The organism is Caballeronia sp. (assembly GCF_028292365.1).
In the GTDB taxonomy this organism is placed as follows: domain Bacteria; phylum Pseudomonadota; class Gammaproteobacteria; order Burkholderiales; family Burkholderiaceae; genus Caballeronia.
The window spans coordinates 1-19,066 of sequence record NZ_JAQGMM010000356.1; the positions used below are offsets into that span (position 1 = coordinate 1).

Genomic DNA, 19,066 nt, shown 5'->3' on the forward strand with positions numbered 1-19,066 from the left:
ATCGCGCATGGATACCGATGACTTGCTCACGCTGATCTAAAAAGGGGCAATGACAATGCCGACAAAAATGCTGGGTTCGGCCTCAAGCGACGCCGAACGGGAAATCGAAGCCGTATTGCGCAGCGTCCAGCCCTGGAGCGGCCGCGCGATGCACTACGCGCCCGTGCCCGGCGGGATCAGCAACAGCAACTGGCGCGTCTGGCTGGACGGCGAATCAACCAGCTATTTCGTCAAGGTACCGGGCCGCGGAACCGAGCAGTTCATCGACCGGAAGGTGGCGTTCGCGGCGAGCAAGCAAGCCGAGACTATCGGCATTGGGCCGCGCCTTTACGACTATGCCGCGGAACTGGGTGTGGAGATCAATGACTTCGTGGAAGGCCGCGCGACATGCTCGAACCGCGATTTTCTCGATGCACCCGTTCGCGCCTCCATTGTGTCCGCGTATCGCGCGTTACACGCTTCGCCCTTGCTACCGCTGACGAAGACCATCTTCAATCTTATCGATGAACATGTGGAACAGGTACGTCAGGCCGGCGGCAAGCTTCCCGCCGATTTCGCGCGGCTGCACGGGGAATACAGCCGCGCACGCGCCGCGCTGGAAGCGTCGGGGCTGGATATCGTCGCGTGTTTCAACGACCCCATGCCCGGAAATTTTCTCCGCGATGAAGCCGGGACAGTGCTGTTGATCGACTACGAGTACGCATCGAATAATGACCGTTGCTACGATCTCGGCGCGTTGAGCGGTGAGATGTTTTTTACGCGCGAGGTCGAAGAGGAAATGGTCGAGTTCTACTTTGGCAGCGTAAGCGAAGCGAATATGGCGCGTGTCACGGTGCATAAGGCGCTCGCCGACCTGAAATGGGCGACCTGGTCCATGCTTCAAAACGAAATATCGACGCTCGACTTTGACTACTTCAAATATGGTGCATGGAAATTCATGCGCGCGCGTTCCGTGATCGATTCACCCGCATGGAATACGCTCCTGCGCAGCGTTTGAACGCTTTATTCCCGGGGTGAATTTTCGGCTCCTGAAGCAAAGAGCATTGACACCGCGTTTTTTGGCGTCCTAAGATCACTGCAAGATTCCTCATGTCGCCAACGATGCCGGCACGAGGACACGGCACCGAAGCCCTTCAACGAACCCTGGTTCGTCGGAGGGCTTTTTTTCGTCTTTTTTTTGATCGAATGAACCCAAGGAGATAACGCATGCTGGCTGACAAGTCATCCTGGTTGCGCATGGCCGTTTCGGTCGCGCTTGCCTGTTCTTCCGCAGTCGCAATTGCAGCCGACCCCATCAAGCTAGGGTTGCTTGAAGACGCATCGGGAAATTTCGCGTTGGCCACCATTCCGAAAATCCACGCGACCGAACTGGCTGTGGACGAAATCAACGCGAAGGGCGGCATCATGGGACGGCCGATCAAACTGATTGCTTATGACACGCAATCGGACAACACGAAGTTCCAGGAGTTGTCGCGCCGCCTGATTCAGACCGACAAGGCCGATGTGATCTTCGGCGGCTTTTCGAGCGCGTCGCGTGAAGCGATCCGGCCGATCATGGACCGCGCGCATCAGCTCTACTGGTACAACAATCAGTACGAAGGCGGCGTATGCGACTCGAATGTATTCGTCACTGGAGCCGTTCCCGAACAGCAATTCTCGACGCTGATTCCATGGATGATGCAAAAGTACGGCAAGAAGGTCTATACGATCGCGGCTGACTACAACTTTGGCCAGATATCGGCGGAATGGGTGCGCAATATCGTCAAGGAAAACGGCGGCACCATGGTCGGCGAAGAGTTTATTCCGCTCAGCGTCTCGCAGTTTGGACAGACCATACAGAACATTCAGAAAGCGAAGCCGGACTTCGTCATGACGTTGCTGGTCGGCGCGAATCAGGCGTCGTACTACGAGCAGCAAGCGTCCGCTCACCTGAACCTCCCGATGGGAAGTTCCGTGAACGTCGGTCAGGCATATGAGCACAAGCGCTTCAAGGCGCCCGCGCTCAAAGACATGTTCGTGACGGCGAATTATGTGGAAGAAGTCGATTCGCCGGCGAGCAACGACTTCAAAAAACGCTTCCATGCGAAGTATCCGAACGAGCCATACATCAACCAGGAAGCCGCGAACGCCTACGACGCGGTGTACTTGTACAAGGATGCTGTGGAGAAGGCGAAGTCGACCGACCAGGCGGCGGTCGAGAAGGCGCTGGATGGCGGCGGCATTTGCACGGATGGACCTTCAGGGAAGGTGTGTATCGACCCGAAGAGTCATCACCTGAGCCACACAATCTACCTTGTGCACGTGAAGGAAGATCACTCGGTCGAGATTCCGAAGGTATGGAACGACGTTCAACCGTACTGGCTCGGACAAGTCGGATGCAATCTTCCCGTGAAGCCGGATCATCGTCAGTACACGCCGTCGAGCCTGCCCAAGTCCTGATGTGATGGCGTGATCGCCTCGCGCTTCATGGCGCGGCGATCACGTTCATGCTGATATCCAAGCTTCAACGAGACCCCGCGATGACAGCACTCTCCACACTGTATTCAGTCATCTATCAGTTTGGCGATAACTTCGCCTACCTCGTGCTCGCCGCGCTCGGGCTGGCCGTCATCTTCGGCATGATGGGCATCATCAATCTTGCGCATGGCGAATTCATCATGTGCGGCGCTTATGTGACCATCATCTGCGCGAAGCGTGGCGTGCCTCTGCCCGTTGCAATGTTGCTTGGCGCGCTGGCGGCGGCCATCGCGGGCGTTGCGATCGAGCGGCTGGTGATACGTCACCTTTATAACCGGCTTTACGATTCGGTCGTGGCAACCTGGGCGATCAGCCTGATCGTGCAACAGACCATGCTGCTGGTAGCGGGTCCGTCGATGGAAGGAATCAGCACGCCTTTTGGTTCATTCAGTCTTGGTGAGTATTCGTTCTCCACCTATCGCGCAGTGCTGCCCGTCATCGCGCTGGTTGTTCTCGGCTTGCTCTATCTGCTGTTTTTCAAAAGCAATTACGGTGTCTGTGCGCGAGCTACGATTCAGAACGCGAACATGGCGCAATCGCTGGGGCTGCGAACTGACAGGCTCTATACGCTGACCTTTGCGCTCGGCGCCGGGCTTGCGGGGCTCACGGGCGCTCTGTACGCACCGACCATGACCGCCGTCCCGACCATGGGCACGAACTTCATCGTGCAGGCCTTTGTATCGGTGGTCGTGGGTGGCGCCAATGTGATCGCCGGAACAACGCCGGCCGCCGCTGCGCTCGCTGTCATTCAAACCGCGCTGACTGCATCGTACGGGCAACTGTTCGGACAGATCGGCTTGCTGCTGACGGTGATCGTCGTGATTCGTCTAATGCCGCAAGGCCTCGGCAATCTGTTCAGCCGTACACGCTAGGAATTGCCGATGAACCAATCTTATTCCAAGCTTCCAGAGCGACGCTTCGTTCCGATAGCCATGCGGCTCGCGCCGTGGCTGCTGGCGCTATGTCTGCCGCTGGTCGTCGACAGCACCGCGAGCGGCAACTTTGCTTATTGCCTTGTCTGGTCGTTTTCGGCGATAGGGCTTGCTGCAATGTGGGGCCAGGGCGGCATTCTGTCTTTCGGGCAAACCGCGTTCTTCGGCCTGTCCGGCTACACGTACGGGATCGTCACGATCAATCTGGGCGACGGCTGGGTATCGTCATGGAGCGGACTGCTGGTCGGGCTCGTGGTGAGCGTGATCGTCGCTGCGCTCCTGGGTTACATGATTTTCTACGGCAAGATCAAGGGCGTGTTTATCGGGATTGTGACGCTCTCAGTGACGCTCGTGCTGGAAACGTTCATGGCGCAAACGGCCGGACCGCAATGGGCCATTGGCGAAGCGCGGCTCAACGGATACAACGGCATGTCCGGCATGCCGCCGTTGTCGATTCCCTGGATCGGCGGCGATGTGACGCTGGAAAATACCCGCTTCTACTATCTGGTCGTCGTGCTGCTGGCACTTGTCTATGCGATCACCCGGCGTCTGCTCGACTCGCCATTCGGGCTGACGCTTGTTGCCATCCGGGAAAATCCGCAGCGCGCCGAAATGCTGGGCGTCGATATCCGCCGTCATCAACTGCTGATCTTCGTGTTCGGCTGTGCACTTGGCGGCTTGTCGGGCGCGCTCTATACCATCTGGGGTTCGTACATCACGCCATCTGCAATGGGGCTGACGTCGGCCGCCATGCCGATCATCTGGGTCGCGACCGCAGGACGGCGGAGCATAGGCGGGGCGATCATTGGCACGGCGCTGCTCGTGTGGCTCTCGCAATGGCTGGCAATCTACGGAAGCCAGTATGCGCTGATCCTGATGGGCGCCATCCTGCTGTTCGTGGTGCTGGTCGCGCCCGAAGGATTGCTGCCTTTGATATCCAAACTTGTGCGGCGCGGCACCGTGCGCCAGACACGTTCGCCGCGCTCGTTCAAAGCCCGCACGAGGAGCGAACCGTGAGCACGACCTTACTCGAGACCCACGCGCTCGCGAAGCATTTCGGCGGCGCACACGTGATCAACGGCATCGACTTTGCAATCGGTGAAGGCGAGATCCGATGCGTGATCGGACCGAACGGTGCAGGGAAAAGTACCTTCTTCAAGCTCATTACAGGCGAGCATCGTCCGAGTGCCGGGTCTGTTTCGTTTCTCGGCCGCGATCTTAATCATGTGCTGCCGCATGAACGAATCCGCATGGGGATGAGCATCAAGTTCCAGATTCCGGGCATTTTTCCGGAACTCACGGTGCGCCAGCATTTGCAGCTTGGGTTGCATCGGGCGAAAGATGATCGCGTCGAGTCACTCGAGCAACTGCTTCATCAGTTCTTGCTGAACGAGGAAGAGCAAGTACTTGCAGGCAACTTGTCTCACGGCAAGAAACAGTGGCTCGAGATTGCGATGGCGGTGTCGCTCAAGCCGAAACTTCTTTTCCTCGATGAACCCGTCGCCGGCATGTCCGCCGAAGAAACGCACGCGACTGGCGAGCTGATCATGGGCTTGCGCGAGCGCGGACTGACCATCATGGTCGTCGAGCATGACATGACTTTCGTGAGGCAAGTGGCGACGCGCGTGACGGTGTTGCACGCCGGCCGCCTTTTCGCCGATGGCCCGCTCGAAGAAATCCTTGCACGCGACGACGTCGCCGAAATTTATCTGGGCAAGAAGAAATGACGACTCTGCTCGACATCTCAGGCGTTGAATGCGGCTATGCGGGCGGCAAGGTCTTGAACGGTGTGTCCATGACGGTCGAGCGCGGCGAGATTGTCGCTTTGATCGGACGAAACGGCGTCGGCAAGACAACGCTGATGCGCGCTTTGATTGGCCTCGTTCCATTGATGGCCGGCAGCATTGCGCTTAACGGTGAGGCAATTGGCGACTCGCGACCCTATTCGCGGGCACGGCATGGCGTGGGATACGTACCGCAGGGTCGCGAAGTGTTCCCAGCGTTGACAGTGCGTGAAAACCTGCAGGTGGGCGCCCAGTCGAACCGCGCGCGCTTCACCGAAATGCTGGACAAGGTCGTAGGCTATTTCCCCGTGCTCGGCGCGCGTTTTCAACAAAAGGCCGGTACGCTGAGCGGCGGCGAACAGCAGCAACTCGCGATTGCGCGTGCGCTGATCGGCTCGCCGAAGATCCTGCTGCTCGACGAACCGTCCGAAGGAATTCAGCCATCTATCGTGGATTTGATCGGCGAGACATTGATTCGGATCGCTGATGAAACGGGAATCGGAGTATTGCTGGTCGAACAGAACATGGGTATGGTTGAAAGCGTCGCCGCACGATGCTGCGTGATGGACAAGGGTCGCATTGTCAGCGCCCTGGATCGCACGCAACTTGCCGACGAAGAATTGATTCGCCAGTATCTGGCACTTTAGAAAGGACCCGGCATGCAATGGCTTAACGACTCGATCATGATGCAACGCGGCGTAGGCGCGAATCGGGAAGGCACGACTCATCAACTGACTGAAGCGCTGCAGGACACGTTTCACTACACCATTGGTCCGTATTCCACACCGGTCATGCACGTTCAACCGGGTGATACGATTGTGGTCGAAACACGTGATGCATTCGAAGGCAAGATCACGTCCGAGATGGACAAGCCGTCGCAGATCCTGAAGATGCCGTTCCTGAATCCGCAGAATGGCCCAATCATGATCGAGGGCGCGGAAAAGGGTGATGTGATCGCGGTGTACATCGAAAAGATGGCGCCGCGTGGCGACGATCCGCACGGCTTTTGTTGCATGATTCCCAACTTCGGCGCGTTGACCGGGACGGACTATACGGCCTTGCTTAACGAACCGCTTCCCGAGATTGTCCGCAAGATCAAGATTGACGAAGACAACGTCTACTGGAGCCGGCGTAATACGCTGCCGTACAAACCGCATATCGGCACGCTGAGCCTTTCGCCGGAAATCGACTCCATCAATTCGCTGACGCCGGATTCGCATGGCGGCAATATGGATGTACCCGACATGGGGCCGGGCAGCATCACCTATCTGCCGGTTCGCTCACCGGGCGCCCGCTTGTTCATTGGCGACGCACACGCGTGCCAGGGCGACGGCGAGGTCTGCGGAACGGCGGTTGAATATGCAAGCACGACCACCATTCGCGTGGACCTGATCAAGAACTGGGCCATTGCGTGGCCGCGCCTTGAGAACGAGGACGCGCTAATGAGCATTGGCAGCGCGCGGCCGCTGGAGGACGCAACGCGGATTGCGTATCGCGAGCTCGTGTTGTGGATGGCGGCGGAATACGGATTCGACAAATGGGACGCGTATATGATGCTCAGTCAATGCGGCAAGGTTCGTCTCGGTAATTTTGTCGATCCAAAATATACGGTCGGCGCCATGATCGCGAAGCATTATCTGAAGTGACGCGCCCACGCCGTTCCATGAATGCATGATCTGAAAAGCACTCCATGTCTCTATCCGAACCTGTCAAGATCGGGCTGCTTTGCTCCACGACCGGTGCGACCGCGCCGCTGGAAATGTCTCAATGGCGAGGTTCGATCCTCGCTGTGGAGGAAATCAACCAGCGCGGCGGCGTAGCGGGGCGGGAGTTGTCGGTCGTGCATTACGATCCGGGCTCGGACTCCACGCGCTTTCGGGCGCTCGCAGAAAAGCTCATTCTCGACGACGGCGTCAACGTGATTTTTGGCGGATACACGTCGTCGAGCCGCAAGGCGATGTTGCCTGTCGTGGAGAAACATAATCGTCTGCTGGTTTATTCGCAGCAATACGAAGGCTTCGAGTTTTCAGAAAACATCATTTATAGCGGTGCTTCGCCAAACCAGAATGGCTTGCAGCTGGCGGACTTCATGACGTCGACCTACGGTGCGCGCTGTTACATGGTGGGTTCGCGCTATGTGTATCCGTATGAGTGCAACCGGACAATGCAGGAGCTGTTGCTGCAACATCCCGACGGCGCGATCCTCGGCGAAAGGTATCTGGATCTCAACGCGCCGTTCGAGCAGTTTGCCGATGTCGTCGCCGACATACAGAAGAAACGCCCCGATTTCATTTTCTGCACGGTGATAGGGCGCACGGTGCCGTATCTCTATCAAGCCTTCGCGCATGCGGGTCTCGATCCGGCACGCATGCCGATTGGAAGCCTGAATACATCGGAGACCGAAATATCGCTGATGGAGCGGGGCGTTGCAACCGGGCATATCACTGCTGCGCCGTATTTTCAGAGCATCGGCACACCGGAAAACAGAACGGCGCTCGCGCGACATGTCGAGCGGTTTGGACGTCAACATCCAACGGACATGAACTGGGAGGCCGCGTACTACCAGATGCACATGTATGCGAACGCCTTCAACAAGGCAGGCTCGGACGATATCGGCACGATCATGCCGCATTTGCTGGGCGCTGAATTCGCGGCTCCGCAGGGACGCGTTCACATCGACCGCGTGAATCATCACATGGCGTTGTATCCGCGGATTGGCCGGGCGGGAAGCGACGGGCAGTTTTCGATCCTGCGTGAATCGGCGAATGCGGTCGCGCCGGATCCGTACATGGCGTCACAGAGTCTGGGCGACTGGGTGACGAAGCTCAGCACGCGGGAGTACTGACGTGACGCCACAACGCGATGGTCGACAGCGCAGCCTGACCGGTTCGGTACTCAACCGGGGACTGTCTGTTGTCGTCTTTCATCCGGACGACAACGACGGCGCGACCCTTACCAATCACCTGAAACGCATGGGCTTTCAGGTCATCGCGTTCTGGCCACCGCTTGAAGTGTTGCCCGACAAGGTCGACCTCGTTTTCCGCGCATTGATCCCGGAGGAACAGGCTCCGCAGGATGCATGGCTCGGACCCGACGCGCCGCCGGTGATATCGATTATTTCCTACGAGAATCCTACGTTCATTGACCAAGCTTTGAAGATGGGCTCGAGCGCGATCATCACAACGCCTATCCGAGCTTCCGGCTTGCTGGCAACGGTCGTGTTTGCAATGCAGAATGCCCGGCAGAACCGGCAGATGATGGAGCGCATTGCGAGCCTCGAGCAGAAGGTGAGTGGCGCACGCCACCTCAACGAGGCTAAGGCGATCCTGATGGCAATGCATCAGATCTCGGAGGCCAAGGCTTACGAAATTTTGCGCGGCCAGGCAATGGCAAAACGCGTCAGCGTCGACGACATGTGTCATTCGATCATTCAAGCAGGCGAACTGCTCAAGGTAAAGCGCGCGGTAACCAAGCCCTGTCCCGACGATACACATTCCCAGCCAGACCTCTAAAGGACTTTCACATGGACTTGCAGCTCAAGGGACTGAAGGCGATTGTCACGGGCGGAACGAAAGGCATTGGCCTTGCGATTGCGCAAACGCTGGCGAAGGAAGGTGCCACCGTGGCGATCTGCTCGCGCGACGCGCACGCGGCCGGGCAGACGGCTGCAACTCTCAGCGCATTGAGCGGGAGCGTGGCGTTGGGGGCGGGCATCGACGTAGCCGACGGCGCCGCGCTGAAACAGTGGGTGGAAGACGTCGCGAAGCAATGGGGCGGCCTTGATATTGTCGTCGCGAATGTGAGCGCGCTCTCCATCTCGAACGACATCGAGTCGTGGCGCAAGCAATTCGAAACGGACATGCTCGGAACCGTCAATCTCGTCGATGCCGCCATGCCCTATCTGGAGGCCAGCAAAGCCGGGTCGATAGTTGCAATCTCGAGCGTTTCCGGACGCGAAGTGGACTTTGCTGCGGGACCTTACGGCACCTTCAAGGCGGCGCTTGTGCATTACGTGCAGGGACTCGCGTACCAGCTTGCGCCGAAGGGAATCCGCGCGAACACGGTATCTCCCGGTAATGTGTACTTCAAGGGCGGCGTATGGGACTGGATCGAGAACAACAATCCTGCGCTTTACGCCGAAGCGCTCGCGCTGAACCCGACCAAACGCATGGCCAGGCCGCAGGAGATTGCGAACGCGGTCGCGTTTATCGCGAGCCCCGTCGCGAGCTTTGTAAGCGGAACAAACCTCGTGGTCGATGGCGCGCTAACTCGCGGCGTCCAGCTATAAGTTGGGACTCGCTTCTTCCTGCCTGCATTTCGAGTTGTGCAGTTTCCGAGGCACTCGACGCGACTCGGGTGGTTGCATTGGATACTTTGCTGGGCCTCGAGCGTGGCGTTCGACGCGTCATCATGGCCACACCGGCAACGCGGCCTGACAAGCTCTCACAAGCGAAGGTTCTCTTTGGGCGAGACGGAACAGCGGTATCAGTCATCCGCGATTCAGGTGGTTTCGTGAGCCAACGCATCGTTGCAAGCATCGTTAACACCGCGTGCGAAATAGCGCAACAGCGAATTGCGAGTCCCGAACATATCGATGCTGCCGTTCGATTGGGGCTAAGCTATCCGTGTGGCCCTCTTATATTGGGTGAGCGAATCGGTCCGCAGCGGATCATCGCGGTGTTGAACGGCATGATGGCGGTCTATGGTGATCCGCGCTATCGCCCGGGTGTGTGGCTTTCGCGTCGTGCGTCGCTGAACCTACCTTTGCAGCATTCCGACTAAAAATGGTCAGCGACGATATAAGAAGCGAGAGGTCGTGCTATAGCCTGTCCCGGTATCATGGCTGGCACAAAGTCCTCATTCGCGTCACCGCCTTGCGCCGGCGGCAGCTTGCCGTTCCAGCGACCGGTTCGAGCCTTTATGATGTGCAAGCGCAATCATCCATACCGATATGGGCGCAGATTCATTCTTAACTGTGACAACTCGGTTTGTCCGGTCCATGACGCGTCAGCGCCAGCCTTCGAGACGCGCTTAAGGGTAGCGGATGCATGCTGGCGTAATGCATCCGCGTAGGAAACCATTCCTCTCCTTGTTCACGGCTCATATCATGGCTCACATCCGGCCTCCCGTACGTTGCGCGGCCCACGCCGGTGGCGAGCAGAGCGCTATGCCACAAGATACCCGCCATCGACCGGGACGATCGCGCCTGTCATGAACGTCGCCGCCGGCGAACACAAGAAAGCGACAACTTGCGCGACATCGTCAGGCTGGCCCCAGCGTTTCATCGGCGTGCGATCGAGGATAGCTTGCGAACGATGGTCGTCGGCCTGTAGGGCTTGCGTCAAGGGCGTCGCGATCCATCCAGGAGCCACTGCATTCACGCGGATGCCGTCGGCCGCGTAGGCGATCGCAAGCGACTTCGTCAATTGCACAATGCCGCCCTTGCTCGCGCTGTATGCCGGTACAAGTCCACCGCCGAAAAAGCTGAGCATCGATGCCGTGTTCACGATCGTTCCGCCGCTCGCCTTGAGTCGCTCGCGAGCAGCGGCGCACACGCGCATCGTGCCGCTAAGGTTCACGGCGATCACGCGCTCGAACACATCGATTTCAAGCTCGTCGCCGCGCCGGATCATTCCCGCGCAATTGACGAGCATATCGATCGAACCTGCTCGCTCGACGAGGGCCGCGACGCTCGCATCGTCGCTGACGTCGAGTTCGACGGCATCGATGCCTGGTCCGAGCGCCTCGCGCTGGGCATTGGTTGGCGCGATACCGCCCGCGACCACACGTGCACCAAGGCGAGCAAAGCGTTGCGCGATGCCTGCACCGATGCCCTGGGTCCCGCCCGTCACGACGGCGGTCTTGCCCTTGAAAAGATCAGTTTGAAAAGTCATGTTGGTCAGGAAGAAAAATCTGAAACAGCGGCAGGGGAGACAGCAGTTTCACTGTCCTCTATCTTCGTTCTAACGATGAACATATAAACCAGCGCAGCAGCAAATGCGACCGCCGCGCTGATCAGGAACGCGTTGACGAAGGAGTGGGTCCGGTCCACGACGATGCCGGTGACAAACGGTGCAAACGATCCGCCGAAATAGCCGCCGAAATTCTGGATGCTGGCAAGTGACGCCACCATGTGACGGGGTGCCGCGACCGTCGCGAGCGCCCAGCACGCGCCGCTCGCCAGATTGACGAAGTACATCGCGGCGCAGAGGTACACCATCGCGAGCGTCAGGTTGGGCGTGAACGCAGCCGGCACGGTGAAGAGCGCCGCGCCGACGAGGCCGACGCAGATCGGCCACTTGCGGCTTCTCATGGGCGCCATGCCACGTGCCATCAGACCGTCGGCCACGAAGCCGCTCGACAGCATGCCGAGCGTGCCGAACAGATAAGGGATCGAAACGAGCCACCCGGTGCTGGCGATGGAAAGGTGACGCTCGTGTTCGAGATATGCGGGCAGCCAGGTGAGATAGAGCCACACCATGTAGATCACGCCCATGTTGCCGAAGATCATGCCCCACGTGGTCGACTTGCTGAAAAGGCCGCGCCATTCGCGCATCGTCATGCGGCGTTCGGCGCGCTGTTCTGGTTCGCCGGCAGTCAGATAGGCGATCTCGTCGCGCTCGAGCGGGACCTTGCGGCGATCGCGATAGACGAGATACCAGCCGATCGATACGGCAATGCCGAGCACACCCATGACGATGAACATCGTGCGCCAGCCAAAGACCAGCAGGAGCGCGGTGAGCACAGGGGGAGCAAGAGCGGGGCCGATGGTCGACGACGTGATGAAGATGCCCGTTGGCCGGCCACGTTCGTGCACGCCGAACCACTCGCTGACGACTTTGGCGCCAGCGGGAAAATTTGGCGCTTCGCCAATCCCGAGCGCCACGCGCGCGACTAGGAATTGCGGCAGGCTCGACACCAGGCCGCCGCAGAGTTGCGCGCTCGACCAGACGAACATGCCAAGGCCGAGCATCACGCGCGCGCCGAAGCGATCGAGCAACATACCGATGGGCAATTGCGAGAACGCATAGGCGAACGAGAATGCTGACAGCAGCAGGCCCATCTGCGACGCCGACAGTCCCAGTTCCTGGCTCACGGAGTGGTTGGCTATCGAGAGGGTGCTTCTATCGAGGTAATTGACGATGCCGGCAAGCGTCAGGAATGCGATGGCAACGACCTGAATGTGCTTCAGGCGCGGGGATTTCAGAAGCATGGTGTCTCCTCCGATGCTTTTCGTAACTTTGAGGACGTCTGTTGTTATCGACGGGAAGGGCAAGGGTTATCGGATGAACTGGTCGACGAAGTCTTCACCGAGTCCGACCGATGCAAAGTGTTTGCGGCACATGTCGACCTTGGTGAAAACGTCTTCGTAGCCGGTGTAATTGCCATACGGGTCGCAATAGAACATCACGCCATTGACCTGGAAGTAGGTGATCATTTCTTCCACGTCTTCAGGCACATATAGCGTATGGGTTTCACCGGGCGGCTCGAATACATAGCTGCCCTCAGTCGCTTCCCAATCGTGTTCGAGATAACGCCAGCGGCCCTTGAGGACCATGCCATGCACGGCTTGCGGATGCCGGTGACGGCTGAGCACGCCCGATTTGCGCACGCGCAGGAGGTTCATCCAGTATCCCGTCGATACGTTCAGACAAAGCGGACGGAACCAGACGTTCTCGGCTTGCGGAACCCAGAGGCGTTCGTCGGTGGGAATCGCCGATTCAACGACGATCTCCTTTGCCGCTTCCTTGGGGAACGGCAATTGGTACGGCGTCATTGCATCCGCCGAGGGTTTGGCTACAGCCATGCGTTGCCTCCTGGTTACTGTTACTAGTAGGAAATGTCGATAGCGACCCGTGCGGGAGGGGCCGGGTTCAACGGATCGAAGGAAAATCAAAGTGGCGCCCGATATCTCACCGCGCCGACGACGCGACACGACCCCAAACGCATTGCGCCGGAGTCGCGTCGTGGCTGTTACTTCGCTGCCCGCTTGTTGCCGATCACGGCCCGTGAATAGGGTCCGAGGACAGGACCATCGCCTGCGACCGTAGTCCGGCGAAACACCCGGCGATACTTGCTCATATCGTAGGCTTCCGCTTTATGCAGCATCGTCCGGTTGTCCCAGACGACGAGGTCGCCCTTTTCCCACTCGTGGAAGTACGTGAACTCCGGCTGCGAGATGTGCTCGACGAGTTTCCTGTGAAGCGCCTGACCTTCCTCGAGCGACAAGCCGCTGACTTCATTTCCCGCATTTGCTGTGAAATACAGCGAACGCTCGTTGCCGCGGTCAGGGTGCACGCGCACCAGCGGCTGGCTCACCGGGGGCACGCTTTCCTTCTCATGCTTTGAAACTGGCGGCAGTTCAGGGAACAGCCGGCGGCCGAATTCGTAGGTGTGAACCATGTGCAGCGGCTCGATTTCGTCCTTGAGCGCGTCGGGCAGGGCGGCGTACGCCTTGATCATGTTCGAGAAACCGGTGCGTCCGCCCGGTGCGCCTTTGGGCATGACCTCGATTCCGTAGAGCAACGAGACGAATGCCGGGACATATCGATAGGAACTGTCGGTATGCCAGCGTGCATTGACTTTCTGGAAGATCACACGGAAATCCGTTTCGGGCAGACTCTGTCCGTCGGCTGAGACGTTCGCCACGTGATACACCGTGGCAGCAGCAACCGTTTTGTCTTCTTCCGGGAAATCTTCGAGCGGACCCCATTGTTTCGAGAACTCGATCTGCTGCCCCTCGCTCAACGCCTGTTTGCGAAAGCACAGCACACCGTATCGCCCAATTGCTTTTTTCAATTCTTCGATGGTCTCGCCGCCCAAGGGGTGCGTGAGATCTAGCCCCGTCACCTCGGCGCCGAGCGCATCGCTCAATGGTGAAATTACATAGTCTTTGACTGCTGTCGTTTGCTCCATCGTCTTCTCCAAAAGTGCCTCGTTTAGCGTGGCATGTCACTGGCATGCCACGAATGAAGGCGATATTAAAGTGTCATGACGAGTGAGGGCAACGGGGAGTTAACCCTTAGCGATGCAGCATGATGGCGGGAATCAGGGATGTATCGGGGACGATTGGCTTAGCCGAGGCTGTGGCGGTGCGGCAGCGTGGCTTGCGCGAATTCGACCAGATAATCGATCAGTTGATTCGACGCCGCGCCCGCAAGCGCTGGATCGCCCGAAGCAATCGATTCGACGAGATGGCAGTGAATGGGACCGATTTCGGCCAGAGTCGTATGTTCGTCGTGGTGATAGAACCAAAAACGGCGCGACACCGTATGCAGCATGGAGGCTAGCGCCGCCGCCGTACTATTTCTTGCCGCTTTTGAGAGCAACTGGTTTAGTTCGGCATCGAGGCGCAGGAACTCGCGCACGTCGTTGTTGGCGACTGCTTTTTGGGTGAGCACGAGGTTATCGGTGAATGACGTGCGTTCCGACACGCTCGAGCGCTTCGCGGCGGCAGCGCTCAGCAGGCGGTCGAGTTCACGCCGGGTTTCGAGCACTTCGAACTGGCGGCGGACATCGATAGTCGTCACGACGACGCCGCGCCGCGGAATGATCTCCACGAGATATTCCCGCGCAAGTCGCTGCAGAGCTTCGCGGATTGGCGTGGTGCCAATGCCGAGTTGGCGGCTGAGTATCGATTCGGAAACGAGCGAGCCGGGCGCCAGGTCCAGCGTGACGATCATTTCCTCCAGCCGCCGATACGCCTCCTGATTAAGCGTGGTGCCCACTCGCGGCGCCGGTTCGGCGGCAGAGGCGGCTTCATTCGTGTCCGTGAGGTGCTGCACAGCCCAAGTCTCCCAATGGCAAGCGGTAATCTGGTTTGATGTTTCGCAAGATACGTGCGTCAACCCATAGCTTACCTGAGCAGGAATTTAGACAGGCGTTGCGCGCCTAGTGTGCGGCGACGGCGAGCGCCGTCCTGCATGTACGCGTCAGGGCAAGGGAAGCGATGCGCGTCATCGCGGCAGCGCGGGTCTCTTCTCCAACCGATGGCGAAAACGAACCCGGACTGGACAAACCGCTGTAACAGTGACAGTGCTATCTCGCTCCGGCGTCGACTATCGCTTTCATCAGCATGCGCGCTCCAGGCGACAAGGGGGCGTCGCGCCGTGTCACCAGTTCATAGGGTTCGCTATGTGACGACAACTGCAGCGGCAGGGCGCAGGCAATACCGTGCCCGATACAAAAGTCCGCGACGTCCGTCGATACCAGCGCGACGAAAGAGACATTTTTCTGCAGCAGAGAGACAGTTGCGAACGCCGATGTCGTTTCCAGCAGATGGGTGGGGAATCGAAGTCCAGCGTCGTGGAATTCCCGTTCGAGCAGCAGCCGCATCGGCATGTTCGCCCGGTAGACAACCCACCGGTAATCCGCGAGATTTTCGAGTGCAACGCGGCGTTTGCGCGCGAGCGGATGCGACGCGTTGGCAATGACCGCAAGCGTTTCTTCACGTACGAACACACTGTCATAGAGGTAGGGTGTTTGGCTCACGCTCGTGCGGCAAATGGCGAGATCGAGGCGCCCTGCGTCAATCAGGCTGAGCAAGGTAGCGCTCGTATCCTCGACAATTTCGACCGACATTTCAGGTTGCTCCGCACTGACTGAGGTGAGAGCGTCCGTGAGAAGCGGAACTGCGCCCATGATCACGCCCACCGATACGCGCCCTCCATAACCTCGCATGATGCCGACGATCTCCTCGCGCAGATGGGCGAGGTCAGTCTGGATCAGTCGCGCGTAGCGGATCACGCAATGGCCGACTGCGTTGGGTTCCAATCCGCGATTGGTGCGCACGAAGAGCCGCGCGCCGAAGGTGGTTTCGATCTCGTGCAGGGCTTTACTGGCGCCCGGTTGCGTCAACGCCAGCTGTTTCGCCGCGCCAAGCAGAGACCCGTGTTCCCCGAGCGCGATCAAAAGACGCAACTGCTTTACGTGCAGACGGGAAATAATCGAGTTGAGCGAGGGGATCATCGGACTTGAGCAAAAGTTATAGTGGTATCAAATGTTGTCAATATCGCGGCGGCGCGCTGATCCATATACTGCGAAATTCCGGTTATTTATCGGGTCCGGCAAGCGAATGCCGAGCAACAGCATAGCTCCCCTATAACTCTTCCTCAACTGTCATGTCCCTCATCAACTATATAACCCAGATCCAGTTTGAATATGGCGCGGTTCGGCTGCTGGCCGGTGAATGCGAGCGCATCGGCATACGCCGGCCCTTGATCGTGACGGATGCGGGCATCCGGGAAGCGGGCATTGTGGACACCGTGCTGGCGGCGCTCGCCAACACAATAGATTTGCCGGTGTTCGATCGCACCCCGCCGAACCCCAACGAGGGTGTCGTGCGGGACGCCGTTGCGATGTACCGGGCGCACGGATGCGACGGTGTGATCGCAGTGGGCGGCGGCTCGTCTATCGATCTCGCGAAAGGTGTGGCTGTTTGCGCCACGCATGACGGTCCGCTGCAAAGCTTCGCGGTGATAGAAGGAGGCGCTGCGCGCATCACGGAGGCGACGGCGCCTGTTATTGCGATCCCGACCACGGCGGGAACCGGCAGTGAAGTAGGTCGCGGCGCGATCCTGATTCTCGACGACGGCCGCAAGGTCGGGGTAATTTCGCCTTACGTGGTGCCAAGGGTTGCGATCTGCGATCCAGAGCTCACGCTCGGCCTGCCGCCGATACTCACGGCTGCTACCGGCATGGACGCCATCGCGCATTGTCTCGAAACATTCATGGCGCCCGCGTTTAATCCGCCCGCCGACGGCATCGCGCTGGACGGCCTGTGGCGTGCGTGGCGTCACATCGAACGCGCGACTCGCCATCCCACCGACCGGGCCGCGCGTCTGAACATGATGAGCGCGTCGATGCAGGGCGCGCTCGCCTTCCAGAAAGGTCTCGGATGCGTGCACAGCCTGAGCCATTCTCTCGGAGGCATCAATCCGCGCCTTCACCACGGCACGCTCAACGCGATCTTCTTGCCAGCCGTCATCGCCTTTAATCGCGCGGCGCCTTCGATGCAGGACGAAACCAAGCTCGAACGCATTGCACAGGCGATGGGCCTTGCATCGGCTGACGAGGTCGGCCCGGCGATCCGTGCGATGACGGCAACGCTCGGACTTCCGCTCGGTCTCGCGGAACTCGGCGTGACCCGCGAGATGTTCGCGCGCATTGTCGCGGGGGCCCTGAAAGACCACAGCCATAAGACCAATCCACGCGAAGCGACGACCGATGACTACCTCACGTTGCTCGAAGCATCGATGTAACACGGCTATTGCCGGCTTCGTCCACGCGCACGCGATGCCAAGCGGTTGGGGACGCGTCGGGGGACAATAAAAACCTGGAGACGACAACGAGAAAGTGCCCACGGCTGCGCGGTACCCAGCCCGTCGCCATTTTCCTGCTCACACTTGCGGGCTGATCCGCTACCTCGACCGCCGCGCGTTATCGGTGGCCAATAGCATGATCCGTGGCGAGACGAGACTGAGCGCATCGGAGATGGGCATGTTGCTCTCAGCGTTTTCGACGGCCTATGGGCTTTCGCAGATACCCATTGCGTGTTGCTTGACCCCTTCAGAAGATGAGGCGCGGGAACGATTTGCGGCAACCGGGGGTGAATACCTTGATGTCCGCGGACCGGCTCGCTAACCATGTCCTTACCGCCCTTGCTGCTGAAGACTATTTCGGTTACCAAATCTAAGCGAGTGGTCCCGCAGCGGTGTCCGTGTCAATGTGGTCCCTCAGTCCTGCGCGACCACGAGATCAGTTCCTACCGCTTCGAACTGCCTGGCTGTGCCGTCAATTCGCAGTCGAACGCTGCGGTCGAGATCGAGGTGGGGCAGTGGCCATCGACTCGCATTTGTTTATATTTTCACGGCCCTCGTCTTCACCTGTGGCACCTCGACACTGGGCCTGACACGCAAGCGGGCTTCGGCCCGAATGCGAAGCACCCGGTCCCGTCTCGCCGCATCATTTCACTGGGTCTGCGGCAAATACCGCTGCCGGCCGAACACCAAAAAGTTCGTCGGCGACCACCGGCCGTCGGTAGAGGTAGCCCTGACCGTAGGGAATCCCCAGCCTCCGCAGCGCGTCGTGCTGCGCTTCCGTTTCGACACCTTCGGCGATCACCTGCATGCCATAGTGTCCTGCCACGGCGGCGATCCCTTCAATAAGGCTTGCGCCGCCCTTGTCAACTTGCTCGATGAACTGCCTGTCGATCTTTACGAAATCGAACGGGAACCTCCCAAGCAGATCGAGGTTGCTGTGCTCCGTACCGAAGTCGTCAAGTGCAAAGCGCACACCATGTTCTCGCAGAGTCTCGAAGGACTTCTGAACACGGGGATGCCGAGCCAGCAGGAACCGCTCGGTGACTTCGAGCACGAGAATCGTCGATTCGGGCAGTCGTTCAGTGAGCGCCAGCACCTCCGACACGAAGCCTTTGCGTTCAAGGTCCATCGGCGCTACGTTGACAGCGATCCGGAACGGCGCGCTGTCGGTCGGCCTCCGGATATCGGCGGTGGCCCGTTGCAGCACAAACCGGGTGACGTCGGCGAGAAGACTGCTCGATTCAACCTCCGCCATGAAGACAGCGGGGCTGATCGGCCCCCAGCGAGGATGACTCCAGCGGAGCAAGGCTTCGGCGCCCACAATGCGGCGGGTCGCGATGTCGACGACCGGTTGATAAACCACGTAGAGCTGACCGGTCCTGAGCCCTTGCCGGACGGCGGACAGCAACAATCGTCGCGGCGCGAAGGCAAGCAGGTAGGCGGCGGCAATTAGAAGAGCCAGCAGCACCCCGGTCCCGCAACAGATCGCGCCGTACTTCCAGCGCATCTGCGA

The 19,066-nt window shown here is 59.2% G+C and carries 19 protein-coding genes; 12 read left to right on the forward strand and 7 right to left on the reverse strand.

Features of this window, described 5'->3' with window-relative positions:
• The first annotated feature begins 55 nt into the window (after positions 1 to 55).
• The 11 genes from JWR14_RS21555 to JWR14_RS38615 all read left to right on the forward strand — a co-directional run bounded on the left by JWR14_RS21555 (position 56) and on the right by JWR14_RS38615 (position 10,015).
• Entirely contained in the window at positions 56 to 997 is a 942-nt protein-coding gene (locus tag JWR14_RS21555; RefSeq protein WP_299711192.1) for a choline/ethanolamine kinase family protein, read from the forward strand.
• A gap of 209 nt (positions 998 to 1,206) precedes the next feature.
• Positions 1,207 to 2,439 (forward strand): urea ABC transporter substrate-binding protein, encoded by a 1,233-nt coding sequence (locus JWR14_RS21560; RefSeq protein WP_299711195.1) that lies wholly within the window; start codon positions 1,207 to 1,209, stop codon positions 2,437 to 2,439.
• Positions 2,440 to 2,519: 80 nt separating this feature from the next.
• The gene (locus tag JWR14_RS21565) at positions 2,520 to 3,389 is read left to right on the forward strand and encodes a branched-chain amino acid ABC transporter permease (RefSeq protein WP_299711197.1); all 870 of its coding nucleotides are present in this window, start codon (positions 2,520 to 2,522) and stop codon (positions 3,387 to 3,389) included.
• Positions 3,390 to 3,449: 60 nt separating this feature from the next.
• Positions 3,450 to 4,466 carry an ABC transporter permease gene (locus JWR14_RS21570; protein ID WP_299711243.1) on the forward strand — a complete coding sequence of 339 codons (1,017 nt, stop codon included), beginning with the start codon at positions 3,450 to 3,452 and terminating at the stop codon, positions 4,464 to 4,466.
• A complete protein-coding gene (locus JWR14_RS21575) occupies positions 4,463 to 5,176 on the forward strand; it encodes an ABC transporter ATP-binding protein (protein ID WP_299711200.1) in 714 nt (237 codons plus the stop codon). Before JWR14_RS21570 ends, JWR14_RS21575 begins: the two co-directional genes overlap by 4 nt.
• Positions 5,173 to 5,880 (forward strand): ATP-binding cassette domain-containing protein, encoded by a 708-nt coding sequence (locus tag JWR14_RS21580; protein WP_299711202.1) that lies wholly within the window; start codon positions 5,173 to 5,175, stop codon positions 5,878 to 5,880. Before JWR14_RS21575 ends, JWR14_RS21580 begins: the two co-directional genes overlap by 4 nt.
• 12 nt (positions 5,881 to 5,892) lie before the next feature.
• Positions 5,893 to 6,879, forward strand: a complete 987-nt coding sequence (locus tag JWR14_RS21585; protein ID WP_299711205.1) for an acetamidase/formamidase family protein — start codon at positions 5,893 to 5,895, stop codon at positions 6,877 to 6,879.
• 44 nt (positions 6,880 to 6,923) lie between these two features.
• Complete coding sequence (locus JWR14_RS21590) at positions 6,924 to 8,078, forward strand: transporter substrate-binding domain-containing protein (RefSeq protein ID WP_299711208.1); 1,155 nt, start codon at positions 6,924 to 6,926, stop codon at positions 8,076 to 8,078.
• Between the two features lies 1 nt (position 8,079).
• A complete protein-coding gene (locus JWR14_RS21595; RefSeq protein ID WP_299711211.1) occupies positions 8,080 to 8,745 on the forward strand; it encodes an ANTAR domain-containing protein in 666 nt (221 codons plus the stop codon).
• An 11-nt stretch (positions 8,746 to 8,756) separates the two neighbouring features.
• Positions 8,757 to 9,521, forward strand: coding sequence for an SDR family NAD(P)-dependent oxidoreductase (locus JWR14_RS21600; protein ID WP_299711213.1), 765 nt, complete (start codon positions 8,757 to 8,759; stop codon positions 9,519 to 9,521).
• A 122-nt stretch (positions 9,522 to 9,643) separates the two neighbouring features.
• A complete protein-coding gene (locus JWR14_RS38615; RefSeq protein WP_366144581.1) occupies positions 9,644 to 10,015 on the forward strand; it encodes a 3-hydroxyacyl-CoA dehydrogenase family protein in 372 nt (123 codons plus the stop codon).
• Positions 10,016 to 10,398: 383 nt separating this feature from the next.
• On the opposite strand, the gene JWR14_RS21605 is transcribed toward JWR14_RS38615, so the two are convergent.
• The 6 genes from JWR14_RS21605 to JWR14_RS21630 all read right to left on the reverse strand — a co-directional run bounded on the left by JWR14_RS21605 (position 10,399) and on the right by JWR14_RS21630 (position 16,201).
• Positions 10,399 to 11,127 carry an SDR family oxidoreductase gene (locus tag JWR14_RS21605; protein WP_299711216.1) on the reverse strand — a complete coding sequence of 243 codons (729 nt, stop codon included), beginning with the start codon at positions 11,125 to 11,127 and terminating at the stop codon, positions 10,399 to 10,401.
• Between the two features lie 5 nt (positions 11,128 to 11,132).
• On the reverse strand, positions 11,133 to 12,446 hold the full coding sequence (locus JWR14_RS21610) for an MFS transporter (protein WP_299711219.1): 1,314 nt from the start codon (positions 12,444 to 12,446) through the stop codon (positions 11,133 to 11,135).
• A 66-nt stretch (positions 12,447 to 12,512) separates the two neighbouring features.
• Positions 12,513 to 13,040, reverse strand: coding sequence for a 2,4'-dihydroxyacetophenone dioxygenase family protein (locus tag JWR14_RS21615; RefSeq protein ID WP_299711222.1), 528 nt, complete (start codon positions 13,038 to 13,040; stop codon positions 12,513 to 12,515).
• Between the two features lie 167 nt (positions 13,041 to 13,207).
• Positions 13,208 to 14,149, reverse strand: coding sequence for a TauD/TfdA family dioxygenase (locus JWR14_RS21620; protein WP_299711225.1), 942 nt, complete (start codon positions 14,147 to 14,149; stop codon positions 13,208 to 13,210).
• Between the two features lie 158 nt (positions 14,150 to 14,307).
• Positions 14,308 to 15,018 (reverse strand): GntR family transcriptional regulator, encoded by a 711-nt coding sequence (locus JWR14_RS21625; protein ID WP_299711229.1) that lies wholly within the window; start codon positions 15,016 to 15,018, stop codon positions 14,308 to 14,310.
• A 253-nt stretch (positions 15,019 to 15,271) separates the two neighbouring features.
• A complete protein-coding gene (locus JWR14_RS21630; RefSeq protein ID WP_299711232.1) occupies positions 15,272 to 16,201 on the reverse strand; it encodes a LysR family transcriptional regulator in 930 nt (309 codons plus the stop codon).
• A 152-nt stretch (positions 16,202 to 16,353) separates the two neighbouring features.
• On the opposite strand from JWR14_RS21630, the gene JWR14_RS21635 reads away from it, so the two are divergent.
• Positions 16,354 to 17,493 carry an iron-containing alcohol dehydrogenase gene (locus JWR14_RS21635; RefSeq protein WP_299711235.1) on the forward strand — a complete coding sequence of 380 codons (1,140 nt, stop codon included), beginning with the start codon at positions 16,354 to 16,356 and terminating at the stop codon, positions 17,491 to 17,493.
• A 703-nt stretch (positions 17,494 to 18,196) separates the two neighbouring features.
• Here JWR14_RS21635 and JWR14_RS21640 read toward each other — a convergent pair.
• A partial coding sequence (locus JWR14_RS21640) for an EAL domain-containing protein (protein ID WP_299711238.1) occupies positions 18,197 to 19,066 on the reverse strand: 870 nt, incomplete at its 5' end.